This is a genomic window from Candidatus Thiodiazotropha endolucinida (assembly GCF_001715975.1).
In the GTDB taxonomy this organism is placed as follows: Bacteria; Pseudomonadota; Gammaproteobacteria; order Chromatiales; family Chromatiaceae; genus Thiodiazotropha; species Thiodiazotropha endolucinida.
Genome location: NZ_MARB01000022.1, coordinates 17,716 through 39,871, shown reverse-complemented (window position 1 = coordinate 39,871; position 22,156 = coordinate 17,716). Strand labels below are relative to the sequence as shown.

General features: G+C 54.2%; 23 protein-coding genes. 20 read left to right on the top strand and 3 right to left on the bottom strand.

All coding sequences use genetic code 11. The annotated features are described in order from the left end of the window. Positions 1-183 precede the first annotated feature (183 nt). From CODIS_RS16250 to CODIS_RS16215, 8 genes are all read left to right on the top strand, one after another. Complete coding sequence (locus CODIS_RS16250; RefSeq protein WP_069127096.1) at positions 184-1,224, top strand: beta-ribofuranosylaminobenzene 5'-phosphate synthase family protein; 1,041 nt, start codon at positions 184-186, stop codon at positions 1,222-1,224. A 3-nt stretch (positions 1,225-1,227) separates the two neighbouring features. Beyond that, the gene (locus CODIS_RS16245) at positions 1,228-2,130 is read left to right on the top strand and encodes an NAD(P)-dependent methylenetetrahydromethanopterin dehydrogenase (protein ID WP_069127095.1); all 903 of its coding nucleotides are present in this window, start codon (positions 1,228-1,230) and stop codon (positions 2,128-2,130) included. After that, positions 2,120-3,280, top strand: a complete 1,161-nt coding sequence (locus tag CODIS_RS16240) for an ATP-grasp domain-containing protein (protein WP_069127092.1) — start codon at positions 2,120-2,122, stop codon at positions 3,278-3,280. Before CODIS_RS16245 ends, CODIS_RS16240 begins: the two co-directional genes overlap by 11 nt. Beyond that, positions 3,277-4,251, top strand: a complete 975-nt coding sequence (gene mch, locus CODIS_RS16235; protein ID WP_083220829.1) for a methenyltetrahydromethanopterin cyclohydrolase — start codon at positions 3,277-3,279, stop codon at positions 4,249-4,251. The genes CODIS_RS16240 and mch overlap by 4 nt, the downstream gene beginning before the upstream one ends. Continuing rightward, the gene (locus CODIS_RS16230) at positions 4,248-5,156 is read left to right on the top strand and encodes an ATP-grasp domain-containing protein (protein ID WP_069127089.1); all 909 of its coding nucleotides are present in this window, start codon (positions 4,248-4,250) and stop codon (positions 5,154-5,156) included. The genes mch and CODIS_RS16230 overlap by 4 nt, the downstream gene beginning before the upstream one ends. Continuing rightward, the gene (locus tag CODIS_RS16225) at positions 5,156-6,100 is read left to right on the top strand and encodes a triphosphoribosyl-dephospho-CoA synthase (RefSeq protein WP_069127083.1); all 945 of its coding nucleotides are present in this window, start codon (positions 5,156-5,158) and stop codon (positions 6,098-6,100) included. The genes CODIS_RS16230 and CODIS_RS16225 overlap by 1 nt, the downstream gene beginning before the upstream one ends. Positions 6,101-6,129: 29 nt before the next feature. Next, the gene (fae, locus tag CODIS_RS16220; protein ID WP_069127080.1) at positions 6,130-6,642 is read left to right on the top strand and encodes a formaldehyde-activating enzyme; all 513 of its coding nucleotides are present in this window, start codon (positions 6,130-6,132) and stop codon (positions 6,640-6,642) included. A 188-nt stretch (positions 6,643-6,830) separates the two neighbouring features. Continuing rightward, positions 6,831-8,066 carry a 6-pyruvoyl trahydropterin synthase family protein gene (locus tag CODIS_RS16215; protein ID WP_069127078.1) on the top strand — a complete coding sequence of 412 codons (1,236 nt, stop codon included), beginning with the start codon at positions 6,831-6,833 and terminating at the stop codon, positions 8,064-8,066. A 22-nt stretch (positions 8,067-8,088) separates the two neighbouring features. Here the strand turns inward: CODIS_RS16215 and CODIS_RS16210 are convergent, their stop codons facing one another. After that, positions 8,089-8,778 carry a HisA/HisF-related TIM barrel protein gene (locus tag CODIS_RS16210; protein WP_069127075.1) on the bottom strand — a complete coding sequence of 230 codons (690 nt, stop codon included), beginning with the start codon at positions 8,776-8,778 and terminating at the stop codon, positions 8,089-8,091. A gap of 18 nt (positions 8,779-8,796) precedes the next feature. Between CODIS_RS16210 and CODIS_RS16205 the strand changes: the two genes are divergently transcribed. From CODIS_RS16205 to CODIS_RS16150, 12 genes are all read left to right on the top strand, one after another. Beyond that, positions 8,797-9,801 (top strand): ATP-grasp domain-containing protein, encoded by a 1,005-nt coding sequence (locus CODIS_RS16205; protein WP_069127072.1) that lies wholly within the window; start codon positions 8,797-8,799, stop codon positions 9,799-9,801. Next, on the top strand, positions 9,791-10,840 hold the full coding sequence (locus tag CODIS_RS16200) for a hydantoinase/oxoprolinase family protein (RefSeq protein ID WP_235615254.1): 1,050 nt from the start codon (positions 9,791-9,793) through the stop codon (positions 10,838-10,840). Before CODIS_RS16205 ends, CODIS_RS16200 begins: the two co-directional genes overlap by 11 nt. Next, positions 10,837-12,231 carry an aminodeoxychorismate synthase component I gene (pabB, locus tag CODIS_RS16195; RefSeq protein ID WP_069127065.1) on the top strand — a complete coding sequence of 465 codons (1,395 nt, stop codon included), beginning with the start codon at positions 10,837-10,839 and terminating at the stop codon, positions 12,229-12,231. The genes CODIS_RS16200 and pabB overlap by 4 nt, the downstream gene beginning before the upstream one ends. Continuing rightward, positions 12,222-12,830 carry an amino acid kinase family protein gene (locus tag CODIS_RS16190; RefSeq protein ID WP_069127063.1) on the top strand — a complete coding sequence of 203 codons (609 nt, stop codon included), beginning with the start codon at positions 12,222-12,224 and terminating at the stop codon, positions 12,828-12,830. The genes pabB and CODIS_RS16190 overlap by 10 nt, the downstream gene beginning before the upstream one ends. Positions 12,831-13,292: 462 nt before the next feature. Beyond that, positions 13,293-13,715: a hypothetical protein gene (locus CODIS_RS16185; RefSeq protein WP_069127060.1), complete on the top strand. Its 423-nt coding sequence runs from the start codon at positions 13,293-13,295 to the stop codon at positions 13,713-13,715. A gap of 576 nt (positions 13,716-14,291) precedes the next feature. Further along, positions 14,292-14,804 (top strand): 6-pyruvoyl trahydropterin synthase family protein, encoded by a 513-nt coding sequence (locus CODIS_RS16180; protein ID WP_069127057.1) that lies wholly within the window; start codon positions 14,292-14,294, stop codon positions 14,802-14,804. Between the two features lie 26 nt (positions 14,805-14,830). After that, positions 14,831-16,237 (top strand): DUF6513 domain-containing protein, encoded by a 1,407-nt coding sequence (locus CODIS_RS16175; RefSeq protein WP_069127053.1) that lies wholly within the window; start codon positions 14,831-14,833, stop codon positions 16,235-16,237. Further along, complete coding sequence (locus CODIS_RS16170) at positions 16,234-16,803, top strand: DUF447 domain-containing protein (protein WP_069127051.1); 570 nt, start codon at positions 16,234-16,236, stop codon at positions 16,801-16,803. Before CODIS_RS16175 ends, CODIS_RS16170 begins: the two co-directional genes overlap by 4 nt. Then, positions 16,800-17,537, top strand: a complete 738-nt coding sequence (locus CODIS_RS16165) for a (5-formylfuran-3-yl)methyl phosphate synthase (RefSeq protein ID WP_069127048.1) — start codon at positions 16,800-16,802, stop codon at positions 17,535-17,537. Before CODIS_RS16170 ends, CODIS_RS16165 begins: the two co-directional genes overlap by 4 nt. Next, positions 17,513-18,484 carry a hypothetical protein gene (locus CODIS_RS16160; protein ID WP_083220828.1) on the top strand — a complete coding sequence of 324 codons (972 nt, stop codon included), beginning with the start codon at positions 17,513-17,515 and terminating at the stop codon, positions 18,482-18,484. The genes CODIS_RS16165 and CODIS_RS16160 overlap by 25 nt, the downstream gene beginning before the upstream one ends. Beyond that, a complete protein-coding gene (locus CODIS_RS16155; RefSeq protein WP_069127045.1) occupies positions 18,450-19,004 on the top strand; it encodes a DUF2380 domain-containing protein in 555 nt (184 codons plus the stop codon). Before CODIS_RS16160 ends, CODIS_RS16155 begins: the two co-directional genes overlap by 35 nt. Positions 19,005-19,082: 78 nt before the next feature. Then, on the top strand, positions 19,083-20,252 hold the full coding sequence (locus tag CODIS_RS16150) for an aminotransferase class I/II-fold pyridoxal phosphate-dependent enzyme (RefSeq protein WP_069127042.1): 1,170 nt from the start codon (positions 19,083-19,085) through the stop codon (positions 20,250-20,252). Positions 20,253-20,297: 45 nt separating this feature from the next. Here the strand turns inward: CODIS_RS16150 and CODIS_RS16145 are convergent, their stop codons facing one another. Both CODIS_RS16145 and CODIS_RS16140 read right to left on the bottom strand, forming a co-directional pair. Further along, positions 20,298-21,308: a sulfotransferase gene (locus tag CODIS_RS16145; protein WP_069127040.1), complete on the bottom strand. Its 1,011-nt coding sequence runs from the start codon at positions 21,306-21,308 to the stop codon at positions 20,298-20,300. 28 nt (positions 21,309-21,336) lie between these two features. After that, positions 21,337-22,122, bottom strand: coding sequence for a methyltransferase domain-containing protein (locus CODIS_RS16140; RefSeq protein WP_069127037.1), 786 nt, complete (start codon positions 22,120-22,122; stop codon positions 21,337-21,339). Between the last annotated feature and the right edge of the window lie 34 nt (positions 22,123-22,156).

The following is a 22,156-nucleotide window of genomic DNA, read 5'->3' as shown; positions in this document are numbered from 1 at the left end:
AAAGCCGGCATATATTTCCCTTAAAAAGCCTTGCCTTTGACAAGGTTTACTTCTATGAACGCTTAATTGTCTGTTGACTTACAGCGTAACACGCTGAGTGTTGTCGGGTAGGCGGATTTGCAGTTAGACCACAACACTCGGGACTTGGATGGCAGGCATGCAAATTGCAGTGGGATAGTGATAATGCAAAACCATATAGACAAACTGATGACAAACCCATCAAAGCCTGTTACGGCGGGATTCAGTGTTGAAGTCAATGCGCCTGCACGGCTGCATTTGGGTTTCCTCGATTTGCACGGTGGTTTGGGGAGACGCTTCGGCAGCATAGGTCTGACCATTGACACTCTGGCGACGCGGCTACGTGCCGAGAGATGCAATGAGATCACGGCCAGAGGCCCGGGTGCTGAACGGGCACTTAAATATGCCAAGTCATACATTGAGGCTAAAGGCATACAAGGAGGTGTCGAACTCAATCTGCTACAAACGATACCCGATCATGTGGGATTGGGTTCGGGCACTCAAATGGCACTCGCTGTGGGTACGGCGATTGAACGACTCTATAGAGGCGAGGGTGACTGCGTTTCAATTGCGAGAACACTAAATCGAGGTGCCCGTTCCGGCATCGGCATCGGAGCCTTCGAGCAAGGTGGTTTCATTCTCGATTGCGGTCGCAGTGAGGAGAGGGAGGTACCCCCTGTCGCAGTCAGACTGGCATTTCCCGAGAAGTGGCGGGTACTGCTGCTTTTAGATACACGTGGTCAGGGTTTGCATGGCACACAGGAGGTGATGGCATTTTCCGAACTACCCGAGTTCCCGGAACAGGCTGCAGCATATCTCTGTCGACTGGTCCTGATGCAGGTACTGCCGGGTGTTCTCGAAGGGCATCTGGCACCGGTCACAAAAGCCATCGGTAAGATTCAACAGGTGGTAGGCGACCATTTTGCTCCCGCCCAGGGTGGACGATTCACCAGCCCGATCATTTCCGCCGCCCTGGAGTGGGCTATCGAGAAAGGCTATATCGGTGTTGGTCAGAGTTCGTGGGGACCAACTGGTTTCATCCTTCTGGAAGATGCGTCCCGGGCCGAAAGGCTTGAGCGCGAATTAAAGCGTCACTTTGGAAAATTCTCTTCATTCCGCTGTCAATTGGTAGCTGCGCGCAACCAGGGTGCGGAGGTGAATCTGTTACAACAACCAACAAGATTAAGACAAGAAAAGCGAGTTTAGTTGATGGAAAAACCCTTTTTACTGCACATGCTGACTGCAACCAAGAACCACAGTCCGTTCGATGTGAATATGGCATACGATGCGGGCTGGTCCGCATGCACGCCCTATACCGATGTTACCCTGGATGAGGTGCGTGAGCTGGTGCAGGATGCGATCTTCTCCCGTGGTCCGAATGGGGTCAAAAGGACGGGTATCTTCGTTGGAGGACGGGATACTCATCTTGCCATGGAGATGATGCAGGCGGCAAAAAAATCGATGGTGCCGCCGTTCGAGGTTTCACTGTTTGCCGATCCCAGCGGCGCCTTCACTACCGCTGCAGGTATGGTTGCCTGCGTTGAACGCGAACTGAAAAAGAGCCAGGCAGGGGGACTGCAAGATAAACGGATCGTCGTGTTCGGCGGCACCGGGCCGGTCGGTTCAACAGCGGCGATGTTGGCCTCCAATGCAGGCGCCGAAGCCATCATCGTCAGCCACCATTCATTGGCCAAGGCAGAGACCGTGGCGGATCTCTGTAACCAGCGTTATGGATCGGCCCTTTCGGGTGCCGAAGGCAGTAATGATGTATCGATTGTTGAACTGTTAAGTGAAGCTGATGTGGTGTTTAACGCTGCCACGGAGGGGGTTCAGGTAGTGAACAGCAGCCAACTCCTGAAAGCTGAACGGCTGAAAGTGGCGTGTGATGTCAATGCAGTGCCGCCGGAGGGGATAGAGGGCGTTGGTGTCATGGATGATGGAGTGACCATCAACGGATCACCCACTAACGCAGTCGGTATCGGTGCGCTGGCGGTAGGTAACGTAAAGTACCAGGCCCAGCATCTGCTGTTAAAGCGTATGTATGAAACCGGTGAAGCGGAATTTCTCGATTTCAACAATGCATTTGAGGTGGCACGCGAGTATGTCGGCTAAACCAACCTCTCTGCTGGTTTTGGCGAACAGCGGCAGGGCGATAGCCGAGTCGGCACATCGCGGCGGCTACCGGGTAACACTCATCGATGGATTTTGCGATCAAGACACCCTGGCCGTCGCCGATTGTTGGCCCATCACCCAGGGATTCTCAAGCCTCGATGTGGAAATATTTGTCAAAGAGATCGCATCCCTGTTTCCCGACAATCCCTGCGGGGTGGTTTATGGGGCGGGCTTGGAGGAATCAACGTCTCTGTTGAAACGCCTCTCTGAGTTCTGCCATTTATTCGGCAATGATCCTTCGGTACTCGAGTTATTGCGCAGACCCCAGCGTTTTTTTTCACTGCTTGACCGCCTACAGATAGCCTATCCGGAGGTAAGCCATACTGCACCTTACTTCGCCACAACGAGAAGCTGGTTGATCAAAAGGGCCGCCAGCTGCGGCGGTCAGGGTGTGGCCTACTTCTCTCCGGAATATGCCGCGACAGACTCCGCCTGCTACTACCAGAGATTCATCCCGGGCCAGGTAATGTCCGTGCTGTTTATCGCAGATGGTAAAAGACATCACACTATTGGATACAACACGCTTGGGATAGCGGGATCCGGTGCACCGGCACCCTTTCTCTATAGTGGTGCCATCGGCCAGGCCTACCTGCGGGATGCTGTGCGTTCTCAGGTCGAACTGGCAGTCGTTAAGCTGGTATCCGAACTTGGCCTGCGGGGGATAAACAGCCTGGACTTCGTGCACAATGATGCCGGTATCTTTGTCATCGATCTCAATCCAAGGCCTTCGGCTACCCTGGACCTCTATGAACATCTGCTGCCGGACGGTTGGATCGAGCACCACATAGCGGCCTGTTGCGGAGAACTACCGGAGGTTCCGAACAACGACCCGGCTGTGATGCATGGGCATCAGATTATCTATGCGCCACGAAATATTGAGATACCCAATAAGATGGCATGGCCGCAATGGGTCAGCGATCGACCGCCGGCAGGTAACAGGATAGTCGAAGGGCAGCCATTGTGCAGTCTGTACGCCAAGGGCGCCAATGCCACAGAGATTGAAGCTGAGTTACATACACAGCGTGATGAGGTGTTATGGATGCTTGGCCCATCCATATACCCATCACAACCATGCCTGGTGGCCGTATGAGTCGCCCAAGCATCAATGCATTGACTGCTCCGCTGGTGGAATCGTTGGTGGCTGATGCGGAAATTCTGCGCCTCGGAATTGAGCGGCTAGAAAACGGTTGTCTGCTGGTGGATGCGGGGATCCATGTCAAGGGTTCTCTGGAGGCCGGACGGCGCATCGCAGAAATCTGTCTTGGCGGACTTGGCAGTGTCAGCCTCAGTGGTAGCGGTCCGGTGGCGGGTTGGCCGCTTGCGGTACATGTGCATGCCGCCGATCCTGTGCTTGCCTGCCTTGGCAGCCAATATGCGGGTTGGAGTCTGTCACACAAGGAATCGGATAAAAAAGGCTTCAATGCCCTGGGTTCGGGACCCGGCAGGGCACTCTCCCTGAAAGAACCCCTGTTCAATGAGCTGGGCTATCGGGATCAGGCAGACCGGACCTGCCTGGTGCTCGAGGTGGACCGGTTACCCCCACTACCCCTGTGTGAGAAGATCGCACGGGATTGCGGTGTCGATGCGGATGCGTTGACCCTTATCCTGACACCCACCAGCAGCCTTGCCGGTACGGTGCAAATCGTCGCACGGGTACTGGAAGTGGCGATGCACAAATCCCACGAGCTGGGCTTCGATCTGCAAGCGATACAGGATGGCATGGGCAGTGCGCCATTGCCGCCGCCGGCAGCCGATTTCCTCACTGCCATGGGGCGCACCAACGACGCCATTCTGTTTGCCGGTTTGGTGCAGCTCTTCGTCCGTGGAGAGGATGCGCAGGCACAGAAGCTTGCGATTGATCTGCCGAGCAGCGCTTCCCGGGACTATGGACGTCCCTTCGGCGAGGTTTTCAAGGCCTACGGGTACGACTTTTTCAAGATCGATCCCATGCTGTTCAGTCCGGCACGGGTGATGGTCAGCGCACTCGATAGCGGTAACAGCTATGCGGCGGGTGCGCTGGACACCGCGCTGATGGCGGCTTCCTTCGGTATTGAACCATGAACAGGCGTATCGCCATCTTCACCGACGATCCAGGCTGGCACGGCGCACGTCTGCGTGAAGCGTTTGAAACGCACGGTTGCAGCTGCGAGTTCGTCTCTCTGCAGCAGTGTGGATTCGATTTAAGCGGAGCAGGAGAGCACCTGGTGATTCCGGGCTTTGAAACAAGGCCGGACGGAGTATTCGTGCGAGGCGTGCCTGGTGGGACTCTCGAACAGGTCGTACTCTATCTCGATATTCTGCACGCCCTCACGCATCTCGGTGTCTGCGTTTACAACGACGGTCGCGCCATTGAGCGTAGCGTTGATAAGGGGATGACCAGTTTCCTGCTGCACACCGCCGGTATCCCGACACCGCCCACCTGGGTGGTTGGTGAGGAGCGCGACCTGACGAGAATCGTGAAGCATGAGTTCAAGGCCGGCAACGAACTGGTCCTGAAACCCCTGTTCGGCTCTCAAGGTGACGGTTTGGTGCGTATCCGTCAAGGCGACACTCTCCCCGACCCGGCACATTATAACGGTGTTTTCTATCTGCAAAGGTTCATTCACACCGGCAATGAGGATGCCCATGATTGGCGGGTGTTCGTCATCAATGGCCAGGCGGTCGCCGCCATGCTGCGTCACGGCGAGGGTTGGATCAGCAATGTGGCACAGGGCGCCCGCTGCCATCCGGCAGTGCTCGACCAGGAGTTGAAAGAGCTGGCGGAAGCTGCCACCAGGGCATTGTCGATGAGTTATGCAGGTGTCGATATCCTGCGTGACGACAAGGGTCGGGCCTATGTCATCGAAGTCAACAGCATCCCGGCCTGGAAAGGCCTGCAACAGGCCTGTCAGATGGATGTTACACAACTGCTGGTGGATGATTTTCTCTGCTGTTGCCACGACGGTTCACTGACGGAGGTGATCTGATGACCGGATTGCCATCACAGCACAATAATGTCAGGGGGCAGATCGCCACAGCATATCGTCATGCCTGCCTGAGTGAATTGGATGCACTGAAACCGGGTAATGTGCATCGTTTTTCCGATGGTCACGGTATGACCCTGGAGGATTTCATCACCAGTGCCAATGTCAGTGCCGAACCGCTGACAACACTTGAGCTGGGACTGGGGGAAAGGATCTACAAAGCAGTCGAGGCCACCCACGAGGCAGTCGGTTGCAATACCAATCTCGGTATTCTGATGCTGTGTGCGCCGTTGATTCAGGCCGCATATGACCGGAGCCTGCATCCTGGGGCATTGCGTGACAAACTCGGCAGGGTCCTGCTTGAAGTCGATGCAAAGCAGATGGAGTGGCTGTTCCGTGCCATTCGACTGGCAGCGCCGGCTGGACTGGGCCAATCCGATAAGCATGATGTTTTCAAGACACCCAGTGCCGGTTTGATCGAAGTGATGGCCCATGCGGCGGATCGCGATCAGATTGCCCGCCAATACGCCACCGGCTTTGCAGACCTATTCGACTTTGCGCTGCCTCGGCTGCGCAGCTACGAGGCACGTTGGCAATGCAAGGAGTGGGCGGTCACGGGTCTGTTCCTCAGTCTGTTGGCACACTTTCCCGATACCCATATTCAACGCAAGCAAGGGCTCTACAAGGCGGTCGCGACAAGTCTGCATGCGGCCGATCTGGTCGAAGGATTGTTCCAGGCTGAGATGCCGGAACACTACCAATTACGTCTGCTTCAAGCAGACAGTGAATTCAAGCGTGAAGGTGTCAATCCAGGCACTTCGGCAGACTTAACGGTCGCCACACTATTTATCTCATATCTGGAATCGATGCACTCAGCGTTTGAGCAGAATGCGGGATTTACCCGTGTCCGCGATTCCCGCCCGGAAGAGGTGGGGATACGAAGTTAACGCTCAATAACAAGTAAGGAGAAACTGAAATGCCAGTTATCAATAGAACGATGGTCGGAGAATCGCTGGTCGGAGACGGCAACGAAGTTGCACATATTGATCTCCTGATCGGTCCAAGAGGTTCCGCCGCAGAAACAGCCTTCTGTAACGGTCTGGTCAACAACAAGGACGGGTTTACCTCGTTGCTGGCGGTTGTGGCGCCCAACCTGGCCTGTAAACCCAACACCATGATGTTTAACAAGGTAACCATCAAAGGGGCCAAACAAGCGGTACAGATGTTCGGTCCTGCGCAACGCGGCGTTGCCATGGCTGTGGCCGATTGCGTCGAAGACGGCACCATCCCCGCCGATGAGGCTGACGATGTCTTTGTCTGTGTCGGCGTATTCATCCACTGGGAGGCTGAGGACGACGCCAAGATCCAGGACTACAACTACCAGGCAACCAAGGAGTCGATCAAACGCGCCGTTGCCGGCGAGCCCAAGGCCAGTGATGTTGTCGCGCAGAAGGGATCGGTATCTCATCCCTTTGCGGCACACGACTAACGCTTACTTGATGATGTCGTCATCACAGGGAAGTGTCGACGACTGACTCGAAAGACATCCCTGGCATCTGAATGGGCAACAGGTGGCGGCTTAGGTGGTTAACCGCCGACACAGCAGACAGATAAGAACAACAAGCGTCTGCTGACGATTCCAGTGGGTTTGTTATCAATCGATCGTGGAGGCTGAATATGCAATGTCTTGAATGTGGCAGTGCGGTTGCCAATCTGGACAACAGCCATTTGCTTCGCTGCTGTTCATTGACACTCCAGGAGTACGCCATCCGGCACCACCTGCCTCTGGATCTTCTGATCGATCAAGAACTGTTAAACAGGACAGATAACCCGGAGGACTATCCGCGGCCCAAGGCCTATCCGTCAGAGCAGGCACGAGCCATCTACAGAGGACTCAAGTGGGGCGGGTTACTCCAGAAGGAAGAGGCCTTCACCATTGTGCCTGGGGAGATCAGGCGGCTCGATATGCTGCTATGGAATCTTCAATGGCTAAGCGAATATGGTTTTCTCTTTCGTCAGGAATACAGATATGCTGAAGAGACCCATCGGGTGGTAGCGGTCAATCGCCTGAAAGTCCCTGCGGCCTATCTGGCACTGAGTGCGGATGCGCATCTCTCTCCGGTTCCACCCCCCGATTTTTTATTGAGTCTGGCTGTGCTTGTCGCCCATATCGGCGAACTGCAGGCTGGATACCTGTTTCTGCAACTCCCGGGGCGGGCTGCCGGGGAGACGATAATGGCGGAGGCTTGCCGCCACGGTATCGAATTCAGGGAGCTTGATGCTGCAGATCAATCCGATGGGTTGCTGCTACGCACCTTGACCAGGTCTGATACGCAGCACCTGCTGGCACTGATCAAAGACGACCTGATGGGGATCCCGTGCGCCATGGAACGGTTCGATCGGAAAACCCCTGAGATGACAGTGTCCAAGGAGCTGATATTCGACGCCGCTCATTTCATCACAGACCATCCGGCGAAGTGCTCCAACCTGCATGGTGGCCGTTATCTGCTGCATGTTAAAGTCCGGGACCGTATCGATCCGGTGACCGGTTGCGTGGTGGATTACGGATATCTGAAACGTGTGGCGAACAGGCGTGTGATCGACAGGTTCGACCATCATAACCTGAACTACGCTACATCGGAATTGGCATGGCGGTCGAGTACCGAGATGCTGTGTGTTTTTATCTGGGAGCAGTTGATCGAATATCTTCCCGGGTTGGTTGAATTGCAGTTATATGAAACCACCCAGTCCTGGTGTAACTACAGCGGTCCCACTCTGGAGGCTTTTCAGCAATCCGGCAGCGACAGCCTGTTGAGCCATTTCGTCGACGGGAAGTTGGGGGCATCGCAGTTACGTGACCTGATCAGGGAAAAGCCGCCTACCCTGGAGATTATCGCCAAATCGCAGCCTTAGTCCTGATGGCTGTCAACAGGATCTAGGCATTGATGAAGCGATCGATGACTCCGTGATCAATTGCCCCCTGGTGGAGGGCGGTGGATAAAAGGACACCGGCAGTACCGATAGAACGAAGTTGCTGTAAATCCTGTTGATCCCGAATGCCTCCAGCGGCGTAGAGGCGAAGCCGGGGTTGCAGGTTCAGGAATTGTTGTAACCGGGTAGTGTCGGGACCGGTCGAAGTACCTACCCGAGACAGTGACATGACGATCACATCTTCGGGCCAGTAATCCGCTTGCCGGTCGAGACCGGCCGGGCCCTTGAAGCGATCGCCATGATAGTCCAGTGAGAGTACGGGAGAGGGAAGCGATGCAACCAGATGGGCAAGTTGTTCGCAACTGACAATGGATTCCGTACCGATGACCGGGCGGGCAAAGCCGCATAACCGCCCCAGGTCGGTGAGTCCGTTGTCTACCCACAGATCTATCTCGGGATACTTGAGATGGAGAGCGTAGATCAACTCGAGATTCGAGCCGCTGCCACAGATGGCATCAAGGTCAGCAATATAGAGGGTATCGAATGGATAGAGATCCAACAATGCCGACAACACCTTCTGCGGTCGACTGGAACGACACAAGGGAGTATCGGCTGCTGCGTAAGTGTGACGCTTGCCGCTGTTCGCAACAACGACACGGTTATGCATCATATCTATGACTGGTATGAGCTTCATCAACGCGGATAAATAACCATGCGAGTCTTTGTATTCGAGTATATTACGGGCGGAGGGATGCTGAACAGCCCCTTGCCGCCATCTCTTGCCGAAGAGGGGGACATTATGCTCAGGGCATTGATTTCCGACCTTGCGGAAATCGCCGGTATCGAAATCCATACGACCCGTGATGCCCGCCTGAGCAGGCCAGATCTGCCGATCGAGTTCCATATGTTGCACGATCTGGAAGATTTCGCCATGGCCTGGCAGGCGTGTATGGAAAACGCCGATGCGGTTTGGCCCATCGCGCCAGAGTTCTCAAATGTACTGGAACATATCAGCGAAACCGTCATAAGCCATGGAAAACTGCTGTTGAACAGTCCGCCGCAGGCCGTGCACACAACATCCAGTAAGCTGATGACATCCGGTTGCCTGACGGAAAGCGGTATCTCTGTCGTACCAACCTACAGGTACGAGGACAGGATACCCGATCATCCGGGCAGCTGGGTCATAAAGCCGGATGACGGAGTCGGTTGTCACGGTACCAGAATCTGCCGGGACAGAGACGATCTTTATCAGCAATTCGAGTCTCTCCCGGTGGGCAGCGAGTATGTAATACAGCCGTTCGTACACGGTACGCCAACCAGTCTCAATATATTGGCGCGTAAAGGTGAGGCCTTCGTATTAAGCGTCAATCACCAGCGGATAGCCGTAACCGACAACAGATTCGTACTTCTGGGGTGTGTTGTGAATGGCCATTTGAATAAGCGGACCAGCTTTCACAGACTTGGGCGAGAGGTGGTGGCCGCCCTGCCCGATCTGTGGGGTATCATAGGGGTCGATATTATCGATACAGAGAAGGAATTGCAGGTGTTGGAAGTCAACCCGAGAATCACCACATCATATGTTGGACTGAAAGAGTCAATCGGGATGAATCCGGCTTCAATGGTGCTGGATCTGCTGAATGACAAGCTTCCATTGCCTGATCAGATGCTGCAGGCATCGGTGGTGGATGTGAACCTGGAGTATGCCGGTGCGGCATGATGCAATACTGGGATGGGACCTCGGTGGCGCCCATACAAAGGCGGCACTCATCGACAGCCGCGGATGTGTGGAGAGAGTGGAGCAGATACCCTGCCCGCTGTGGCAGGGAGTGCACTATCTGGACTCAGGTATTGATTCGGTTGTGGAGAGAATCGGCGACAACAGTGGACTTAAACACGCGGTTACCATGACGGGTGAGCTGGTCGATCTTTTTCCCGACCGGGATACCGGTGTAAAGACATTGATCGATACGATGAGCCGCCATTTTTCAAATACCAGCCTGGCAATCTTTGCCGGACCCGCCGGATTCCTGAATCCTGAAAAGGCGGTCAGGCATTCACCACAAGTGGCATCGGCCAACTGGCTCGCCAGCGCATCCTGGGTTGCCGGCCGTCTGCAGGCGGGTTTGTTGGTCGATGTAGGCAGCACCACCAGCGACTTGATAGCATTCGCTGACAAGCAGGTGCTGGCATGCGATTATAGTGACCATCAACGGCTGGTCAGTCAGGCCCTGATCTACACGGGCGTGGTGCGCACACCTTTGATGGCGATTACAGGCAAAGTCCCGTTCGCGGGAGAGTGGGTTTATTTAATGGCAGAGCATTTTGCGACCACTGCGGATATCTATCGTTTGAACGGTGATCTACCTGAAACCGCCGATCTGCTGCCCAGTGCGGACAACGGGGAGAAAAGCGTCAACGGCAGCGCTCGGAGATTGGCACGCATGCTGGGACTGGATATTGATGCCACTGACCTCGAGGGCTGGCGGGGGGTATCCCGGTATATCGCTGAACAGCAGCTTCGGCAGCTTGTGGATGCCTGTGAAAGGATACTCTCCAGGCCTGGCCTCCCGGCCTCCGCTCCTCTTGTGGGTGCGGGTGTCGGACGATTCCTGGTTGAGCGTATCTGTCATCGATTGAACAGACCCTATGTGGGTTTCGAGGAGTTGTTCACCTGTGCCGAGCGGATGGAATCCAAGGTGGCCGAGTGCGCCCCGGCGGTGGCTGTTGCCAGTCTGGCCAAGGATCAGCTCCCATGAACCCCATTACCCTGGATTTCCCCTACCATGAAGATAGCAGTCAGCTGTTCGAGGCCCTGGCGCATTCACCTTGGGCAGTCTTTCTGGACAGCGGCAGTCCCCATGGCATGCAAGGTCGATACGATATCCTTTCGGCAGACCCCGTTCGCGTACTGATCACCCATGGAGAGGAGACCCGGATTCAGCATAACGATGGCACAATGGAGCGCTCTCGGGAAGATCCCTTTCACCTGCTGCGGGAAGCGCTTGGACCTGCGGTCGAGGGTGTTGAGGGCATACCTTTCAGTGGTGGGGCGATAGGTTATTTTGGCTATGATCTGGGCCGCCGCCTTGAACGGCTGCCGACGCTTGCTGAGGATATAGAACATCTCCCGGAGATGGCGGTCGGTATTTACGACTGGTCTCTGGTGGTCGATCACCAGGAGCAACGCAGTTGCCTGGTTGGTCAGAATCCGGCCCGTCTCGAAAGATATCGCAGATTGTTGCAGCGGGTTCCTGAGCGGTCGACTCAGACCCGGACGACTCTGCCTTATCGTGTGCTCGGTGAAGTCTGCTCGAACATGACCCGGGACGAATACCTAGGATCCATCGCCAGAATCAAACGCTACATCCTGGACGGCGACTGTTATCAGGTCAATTTCGCACAACGTTTTTCAGTCGCTGCCGAGGGTGATCCCTGGCAGGCTTACAAGGGATTGCGACAGCTGAACGCCGCCCCCTTCGCCGCCTATTTGAATATGCCTCACTGCCAGGTATTGAGTACATCGCCCGAGCGCTTCCTTGAGGTCCGTGATGGTCGTGTTGTGACCAAACCCATAAAGGGAACGGCGCCCAGGGGAGAGGATCCCATAGAGGATATGATGCTTGCGGAAATGCTGAAAAACAGCGGCAAGGACCAGGCGGAGAACCTCATGATCGTCGATCTGTTGCGCAATGATTTGGGCAAGGTATGTGCAATCGGCAGTGTTGAGGTACCGGAGCTGTTCAAGCTGGAGAGCTTCGCCCGGGTGCACCATCTCGTCAGTAAGGTTGTCGGCAGGCTGGCGGAGGGGGAGGATGCACTCTCCCTGTTACGCGCCTGCTTCCCCGGCGGTTCGATTACAGGTGCACCGAAACTACGCGCGATGGAGATCATCGAGGAATTGGAGCCCCATCGACGGGGCATCTACTGTGGTTCGATTGGTTATATCGGTTTCAATGGCGACATGGATTGCAATATTGCGATTCGAACCATGGTCCACTCTGAGGAAATCACCCGTCTATGGGCAGGGGGCGGCATCGTCGCCGATTCCGATCCCGAGGCTGAGTATCGGGAGACTTACCACAAGGCCTCCGCTCTGCTGGATCTGTTGCAACGCATGGAAAAGATGAATAGCGAACGATGTGGGTAGTCAAGCTGGGGGGTAGCCTGTTCAATTCAGCCGATCTGAGAGATTGGCTGGCTGTCTTGGCAAAAGCCGGATCGCTGGTCATCGTCCCCGGGGGTGGACCTTTCGCGGATCAGGTCAGGCTGGCACAACGCCTTTGGCAAATCGATGACTCATCCGCGCACCTGATGGCACTGCTTGCCATGGAGCAGTTCGGTCGAATGCTTTGCGGCCTGCAGGCGGGACTGGCTGCCGCAGCAGACCAATCCCAGATAGAAGAGGCGCTCCGGCGAGGCGAGACACCTGTCTGGATGCCGACCACCATGGTGATGGCCGATCCCGAAATCAAACACGGCTGGGAAGTGACCTCCGATTCACTCTCCGCATGGCTTTGTCGAGCACTTGATATCGACAACCTGCTGCTGGTGAAGTCGGTAACCCGCGAAGAGGCCAGCCTGCCGCTTGAGAAGCTAACGGAAGCCGGCATCGTCGATGCTCAATTTGATACATTTCTACGACAGGGGGCTCTCCATGCCTGGGTATTGTCCGGGCCGGATTACGCTCGTTTCGGGGAGTTGCGTCATGGTAACGGAGATGTCGCCGTCAAAATAGCGACTGCGTAAGCGTAATACCACCTTTTAGTTTGATCCCTATCTCCACACTTAGGTCTCTATCCGGAGCAAAGTCAGATCATTCGAACTAGGGCCTGTTAACAGGCCATAAGTTGCGGTTCCCGCACCATTTGGATGCATGAACACATCCCGTATGGGCAAAATCTGACAATTTATTGACTAATACAAGCAATTAAACAAACACTTGAGGTCAGGTTATTTCTTGGGAAGTATTATAAGCAATTGAATATAAATGATATTAACATATGTCAAATCAGTGCTGGCATGTGTTATGCAGAATATTAGTAAGATCTGATGTTTCTATCACTCATGAGATATGTACATAAGCTTTTTCTAAAGTACTCTACCTATCTACCGCTATAGATTACATCAGTCTACTGATGGCCTGGCAGATGTGGCACGGAATCCTCCTCTCAATAGGGTCGTCCCATAGTTTATTGACTGGGGGTTGTTATGGAATTATGTGCTGTACTGCTGTCCTGGGTGTTTACCCTTTCTGATTACCATCGCGTCGACAATGAGTGTCCCGAAATGCGGATGGTGTCCCATAGTTGGTTGGAAGAACAAGCCTGTAACGGACGTTCCTGCAAGGTGCTGGGCTGGTATCCCGGTGACGGGGATGTGGTCTATCTCGATGATCGCATGGATCTGGAAAACAATATCTTCCATACATCTGTTGCTCTGCATGAAATCGTTCACTGGCTTCAGGGCAGGCAGGGTGCAGTACTTGAAAATTGTGAACAAAGCATCGCCGCAGAACGTGAAGCCTACAATATTCAGAGTCAGTTTCTGGTCGAATACGGCACCTACTATCCTGTTGGATCCGTAGTGCCGATGCTACGCTGCGAGGAACCTGACGAGCAACAGGAGGGCTAGAGTTCTGCTGGCGCTTCTATTTCGCTCGGCATGACAGTCTCTCTCAAATCGACTTCGTAGGGTATGGCAAAGCGCCACCTTGTATTCCCATCTGAATGAGCAGGGAGGGGAACTGCCATGCTTTCATCAATAAAGACAACCATGCAGATCTCAGATTGCCATTGGTTTCAGTGATCGCAGGCTTTGCATATTTGAGACACAATCTGTGCCATTCCCGTCATACATCGCTTAAACCCTATCCCCGGTTTCCGCGTCCACTTGCCATAACGACCCTTACCGTAGAGACGATTCCAGTTCGATCGTGCCGCGACTGAGTGTGGCTATAATTCACTATAATTGCCAAAATCGGCCGTTTCCCCGATTTTTCTATTGAAGTATCGCTGCTTTGTTGCTGAATTAACTGATAATTCGAATGCTTATATGCAGGTCCGCTATATTGAGTTGGATCCAATCTTGCATTGCTATTGATAGTCAGGTTGACGCTTACCTTGACCCATGTTACTTCTCGAACAGATAAAAAGGCTTATCGCCATCACTATAAAAGTGTCGAGTTAATAATATTTATGGAGCCAACCTTTGCTCAATCACGCTCAGACATTCGCAGTCAACGTTCACCCGGGGGAGTTACATTTCAACTCCGCCCATTTCATCACTTTCGACAATAGCTGTGAAAACCTTCACGGACACAATTTTCATCTCCGCATCCAGGCCTATGGCGACAATAACGAAGACGCATTCGTGATCGATTTCGTCCAACTCAACCGACTTGCCGCTGAAATCTGTTCAGGGCTTCATGACAAGGTTCTTTTACCGGGCAAAAGTGATGAAGTCGCAATCAAGAAGAGCGGCGGTCAACTAGAGGTTTCGAGTTATGACAAGGTGTTTTCCCTGCCGGCCGGCAACTGCCTGATACTGCCTGTGGCGAACACGACAGCTGAAATGATTGCCTGGTACATCATGGAGTCGCTGCTGCCAAAACTCGAAGCATGCGCTGCCTTGACCCATGTGAAGACTCTCGAGGTGGCTGTGGAAGAGGCGGATCATCAGTGGGGTATCTGCCGACGTGTGATCCACTCGGGAGGTGATTGAGATGATCTTGTCTAGGGAGCAAAGCGGTGGTTGAAAAGATCCTTTTTCTGACCGGCTCCCTGGCTGAAAAACAGCTCCACCGGGTACTGCGGGAGATGGCCTCTGAGGCATTCGAATGGCGGGTGCACAACCTCGGCCTCAAGGTGGCGGCACTGATGACTGCCGATATGATTAAACGCCGCCTCAATGAGGTCGGTGATGTACAACGGATTCTGGTGCCGGGTCGCTGTCGGGGTGACCTGGAGGAACTGAGCCATCACTTCGGCATTCCTGTCGAACGGGGTCCGGAGGAGTTGATGGATCTGCCCCGTTTTTTCGGTTACGAAGGCAAGGCCCCCGATCTCGATAACTACGATGTGCGAATCTTCGCGGAAATTGTCGACGCCCCCAATCTCATCATCGAGGAGATCCTGCAGCAGGCTGCGGCGTATGCCGCCGATGGGGCCGATGTCATCGATCTCGGCTGTCTGCCGGATACACCCTTTCCCCATCTTGCCGACAGCGTCCGGGCGCTCAAGGCTGCCGGCTACCGGGTCAGTGTCGATTCGATGCAGAGCGAAGAGCTGCTGACCGGCGGGGAAGCGGGCGCCGACTTCCTGCTGAGTCTGCATGAAACTAATCTATGGATAGCCGACAAGGTGGCGTCCAGGCCTGTGCTGATTCCGGCCAAGCCGGGTGACCTCGACTCCCTGCAACGTGCCATGCGGCGGCTCGATGCAGAAGGGCGTGGTTACATCGCCGATCCCATTCTCGATCCCATTCACTTCGGATTCACCGAATCCATCGTCCGCTATCAACGTTTACGAAGCGACCATCCGGACGCGGAGATGATGATGGGAGTGGGTAATATCACAGAGTTGACCGAAGCCGATACCACCGGCATCAATGCAGTGATGATGGGTATCATCTCGGAGCTTCATATCACCAACATCCTTACCACGCAGGTCAGCCCTCACTGCCGCAGCGCGGTGCGGGAAGCGGATGCGGCGCGACGTATCATGTACTGGGCACGCCAGCAGAACAGCCTGCCGAAACAGGTCGACAACCGCCTGACAGGTCTGCACGAAACAAAACCTTACCCCTATACTTTCACCCAGATTAGTGAGCTGGCCGCTGACATCCGCGATCCTAACTTCCGCATTCAGGTCAGCAACGAAGGCATCCATCTCTACAACAGGGATGGCCTGGTCACCCACGATGATCCTTTCGATTTCTATCCTCAGCTGGGGGTCGAAGAAGATGGCGGGCATGCGTTCTATCTGGGCGTCGAGCTGGCTCGGGCGCAGATCGCCCATCAACTCGGCAAGCGTTATGTGCAGGATCAACCGCTAGGCTGGGGTTCGGCCCTGGCGGAGGTCGAGCAGGATATGAATCGCCAGCAGGAACCGGGTACGACCATGAAAAAAACCAGCCGGGTCAGGAAGACCTCATGATCAACGAAGTTATCATCACCAGTCGCAACCGGGAAGGTGAAAATCAGATTGCGCCCATGGGTATTGTCTGGCGGGAAGGTGAGGTCGTGATCGCCCCCTTCCGTCCCTCGCGAACACTCGACAATATCCTCACCGGGGAGTGCGCTGTCATCAATTATTGCGATGATGTCAGAGTCTTCGCCGGCTGCCTCACGGGACGCTACGATTGGCCCCTGGTTGAGGCGGACAAGGTGGCCGCGCCTCGACTGGCCGATGCCCTGGCTCACTGCGAGGTTGCTCTGTTGCGGGTGGAGGAGGATAAGATCCGTCCGCGCTTGATCTGCAAACCGCTCCACGAAACCAGCCACCGACCGTTTCGGGGATTCAATCGGGCCCAGGCGGCCGTACTGGAACTGGCGATTCTGGTCAGCCGCCTCGGACGGTTGCCGTGGGAGAAGATAGAGGCCGAACTCGCCTATCTCAGCATCGCCATTGAAAAGACCGCGGGTGAACGGGAGCAGATGGCCTGGACGTGGTTGATGGCACGCGTGGACGAGTTCCGGCAGCAAATGGAGGATGCGTTATGACGCGCATGTTGGCCAGTGTGATCGACTGGCGGGAACTTGAATCAGCCATCGAAGCTGGTGTGGACATCATCGATCTGAAGAATCCCCACACCGGCGCATTGGGTGCCCTCCCGATCGAGTCGATTCGCAACCTGGCGACCAGGTGTGGTGGCCGATGCCCGGTCAGTGCCACTGTCGGCGATCTGCCCGCCGACCCGCAACAACTCACTCAGGCAATCGGCCGAACCGCCGAATGCGGTGTTGACTATGTCAAGGTCGGTTTTTTCTCCGCTGAAAACCTGACCCGATGCCTGCAGGCCATCGCCGGACTCACCCACAGACATAAGGTGGTTGCTGTCCTTTTCGCGGATCGTGAACCGCCGCTGGAGAGGCTGGGTGAGTTTGCCGCCTCCGGTTTTCGCGGTGTCATGCTCGACACGGCTGAGAAGGGTGGGGGAGGATTGCTGGACTGCATGGATCCGAACAGGCTCGAACGGTTCGTGAGCGAGGTCAGGGCACTCGATATGCTAAGCGGTCTCGCCGGATCCCTGCGATTGGAGGATATTCCCCAACTGCATTCCCTATTGCCCGACTATCTCGGTTTTCGTGGCGCGCTATGTGAAGGGCGCGAGCGCACCGCCGGTATTGCACCACACCGGCTGCGTGCGATACATGATGCCCTCGATCAAACAGCCCCAAGGAGAGAGCGGACGGTGCCGGCGTTGAGTCGATGGTTAAAAAGCGGTGCGGGATAGACGCCTTGAGCAGCTATCAGCCGAAGGACTTTATCGAGACGGCGGAGGGGCTGGTCTTCGCCGTGGTGGCTGGGGATCTTGATGAAGAGAGGGTGCTCGCAACCCTGAGATATCGACGAATCCCGGGTGGATATCAAAAGCTGTCGACCCGGGAGGGCGATGAGTTGCTGAAAAATCACCATCCACACTATATTCACTATTCCAAGGCAAGGGACGTCACCCTGCATGGGGTTCACCGTGACCTGGTCTGTGTGCATCATCAACCGCGACAGAGATTACGGACAATGCGCCTGCAGCCCCCACACGATGAAATCGAGGAGAAGCTGCATCGCCTGATGGACCTGTTCGAGGCAAACGGGCTGGATCCGGAGGGGATAGGTATTACCGGCTCTCTGCTGATTGGCGCGCAACATGGAACTTCCGATATCGATCTGCTCTTCTACCGGCAAACGGTGTTCAGTAAGGCCCGGGAGATCATAAAATCTCTTCTGGCAAAACGACAGTTACAGCCGCTGGATAGCAGCCTGTGGCGAGAGGCCTATAACCGGCGCGGCTGTTCGCTCACATTTGATGAATATCTCTGGCATGAACAGAGAAAATACAATAAGGCGGCAATTGAAGGAACAAAATTCGATATTACACAGCTGAATCCCAACCCGTGGCAGGACCTGCTCTGCTACAGAAAGCAGGGCACGCACAACCTGAAGGCACGCGTTGTCGATGACTGTCACAGCTTCGAATATCCCGCCCGTTACCTATTGGATCATCCCGCCATTAAGGAGGCTGTCAGCTATACCGCCACCTATGTGGGCCAGGCCATGCAGGGGGAACAGGTGGCGATTCGGGGCCAGTTGGAGGTTTCAAGCGTTGGCCATCTTCGTATCGTGATTGGCACCAACAGAGAGGCAACCGATGAATATATTAAAGTATTATCCCGGCAGCATTGAGCGCCCGAAAATTATTCAACTGGCGGCTTTCATGGCTATGATCGCTTGTATTCTTTCGCCTGCCGCAAGCAAAGCGGCGCAGCGTGAAAGACTCGTCGTGCTGCCTTTCGAGATCGTCGACAATACCCCGGTTCCCGGGGATGATACCCGTCACCGGAAGATGCTGGAAAAAATTACCGGTTTTATCGGCGAGACAATCGAAAATGAGGGTATATTCGATGTGGTCCCGCAGCAGCAAGTCAACGATGCGGTCAATGCCGCCCGCTTGGGCACCTATATACACACCTGTAATCATTGCGAATACAATCTGGCTGAAATGGTTGAGGGTGACAAGGTGATGATCGGCTGGATTTATAAAATGAGCATGCTTATTCTGACCATGCATATCGAGGTCAAGGATGTGGAGAGCAAAAAGACGGTAATCAGCAAGGCCTACGATTTCAGGGGGGACAATGAGAAGGCCTGGCTGCGCGCCGCCAGCTACATGGTGCGCGATCTGGGTGAAATGCTCGGCAAGTGATCCTGTCGGTTTTAACTATACATTGTAGGAACCCTGTTGCATTATATTTTCTTTCAGGCCCTAGTTAATCCACAGTGAATGAAACAGTTAAACACCACCCACGATTTGGCCATCAATGGTGCCGAGCCGGCATTTACTGAACCCCTCCACGTAGGCCGTCCATCTATCGGCGATCGGGAACTGTTTTTACGCTTCACGAATGAGATACTCGACCGTCAATGGCTGACGAATAACGGCCCCGTGGTTCGAGAGCTTGAAGGGCGTATCGCCGATTATCACGATGTGTCCCATTGTGTGGCAATGTGCAGCGGCACGGTCGCCCTGGAGATTGCAATCCGTGCATTGCAGTTGAAGGGAGAGGTGATTGTTCCCTCATACACCTTTATCGCCACGGCCCATGCGCTCCATTGGCAGGCGATCACACCGATATTTGCCGATATCGATCCGCATACACACAATCTCGATCCTGCTGCGGTCCGGCGCATGATCACCCCGCGCACCACCGGCATTATCGGTGTGCATCTCTGGGGAAGGATTGCCGCCGTGGAGGCACTGCAGTCAATCGCAGATGAGTATCAATTGAAGTTGATGTTCGATGCCGCACATGCATTCGGGTGTACCCGTGCCGGGACAAAAGTCGGTAATTTCGGCAGTTGTGAGGTATTGAGTTTTCACGCCACGAAATTTTTCCATACCTTTGAAGGCGGAGCCGTTCTTACCAATGACGATGAGCTGGCCGAGACCATGAGGCTGATGCGTAATTTCGGTTTTTCAGGTGTCGACAATGTCATTCACCCTGGCACCAACGGTAAAATGACGGAAATAGCGGCGGCTATGGGATTGACCAATATCCAATCCATAGACAAGGTCATCGATCATAACCGCGGTGTATATCAGGCCTATAGCGAAGCACTTGCCGATGTTGCAACAGTAGACCTGCTTGCCTATGACGAAGAGGAGTCCAACAATTATCAATATGTAGTTGTTGAAGTGACGGATAACTCGCCAGTAACACGTGATCAGATAGTCGATGCGCTTCAGGCTGAAAACGTATTGGCAAGACGCTACTTCTGGCCCTGTTGTCATCGAAAAAAACCCTATTCGGATCTCTATCCGAACGCCGGCAGCTTTCTTCTCAATAGTGAACGAGTTTCAGAACGGGTAATCGTGCTACCGGCAGGACCGGAAATGGATGATGAGAGGGTGGATAGAGTTGTCTCAATTATCAGAGTATTGACCAGCGGATAATTTTTACCCGGTAACCTAAAGCCGGGGTTATAATTGGCCGGTCGACTACTCAATGCCTGAATAGACGGTTTCAAGGGATTTAATAGCGTCAGAATAGGAACCGTTGCTGTTACGGAATCTTGCCTGTCCCATGTAGCGGTCAGGTATGGCGTAATCCTGTTGGGCCAACCTATCACGGATCAGACCATAGACCATTGCCGGGTTTTCACAAAACCGCTCATAGTCTATCGACAGCCATCGCGCGCTTGGTATTTCTTCAAAACTGTCTGCGATGGCTTGACGTGTATATCGGATCTGCGCAGCGACCTCGTGTTCTGGTGTGTTCAGTGTCAAGGCATCATATTCCGGTGGTTTGAATCCCCACCACAAACGACGATCCCCCCTGAATCGTTCGCGTGCTTTCAAAATGGAGAGCATTTGATAGGCGGGTTCACGGCGTATGTGGATAAAGAGAATTTTGCTGAACAGTCGGTTGATAAAGTCCAGGTTCCAATTGACGATGATGCCCTTCATGGCGAATGGCTTTGCGAAGGCCGACTCGAGAGCCGCCAATTCCTTGATGAAATTACCGGTGTCAGCCGTTTTCTGTTTCGATTCGTCGAGATAGGGGCAGTCATCAAAATCGAAGAAACGTCGCCAGAAATACCAGAATACATTGGGTGCGGCCAGACCGTCGGTTTTACCAAGATCAGAGGCGAAGCTGCTGTGCATGGTGTAGGCTCGAATATCCTCGAAATCATGCTTGTATTGATATTTCGGGTTTACCAGCATTTCATGGATAAGCGCACCGATATAGGGTGCTTTATAGAAACGGGCGATCAGGTTGGATGGATATCCGAAACAGCCGCTGGCCGCCAGCCACTGCATCATCAGTGTCGTACCGGAACGGGGACCGCCCACGACCAATACCAGTGGCAGTTCGGGGGCTTTGAATTGAGCAAGTTCTTGCTCGGCAGATCTCTGTAATATGTTATTGAGTCGTTCTATCAGGCTCTCCAATTCGGGATTGCGGCGAAATGCTTCAGCTCTGGATTCATTGCCCATTTCTTGCGACATGGCTGTTTCTCATCGTTTGATTATGCCACTACGGCCAATAGGCCATAAAACCCTCTGCTATATGCCAACCCGGTATTGAAACCAGTTCAGGCTTCTCCTTCAGCAGCTGTTTGAGCGGCTTCCGAAACCACACCCATAACCGCGCTTCCACAACATACAATGAGGAGAGGAATCCCCATTGATCGAACAGCTGCGCCATACCGCGGTTGGTGTAAAAAATAGTGTGTACCGGCAGTAGATAGAACCAATTGGGATCGCATGGAATTTCTCCCCGGACCAGGGTATGCAGGCCCAGGCAACCATCATCGGTCACGAGTCTTGCCAAGGCATCCATACTGGATCGGCTGCGCAGATGTTCCAGGGTGGATGTGGAAATCACCATGTCAAAATCACCGGGGATCAGGTCAGGCTCCTGCAGATAGCCTTCCTTTTTCCAGTAACGATCATAGCGGGCTATCTGCCCAATCCCTGTATCCAACATCCCGGCGAGTTCACCCTCACCACAACCATAATCCAGCCAGGGCCTGCCGGTAGACAGCAGTCCGTTGTCGGCAAGTTTCGACAGCACCTTGGCTTGTTGCTCGAGCCTGACATGCCAGTTGGGATCATCGGGATTATCACCACTGCCACGATAGCTGCCGTGATAGTTTTCACAAACTGACTGCCACTGATATTCCGGAAGTTCCAGCAGGGTTTGAGCGTACACGGTGCCGCATGCCGTACAACGTTCATAGTCCACTGTGTCGAGACCGAATCGGTCGAATTGCTTACTGAAGTAGTACTCTGCCGGGGCCGTGCATATATAACAATTCATTGTTGGTATACTAGCACCATGATTCAGGCATTGA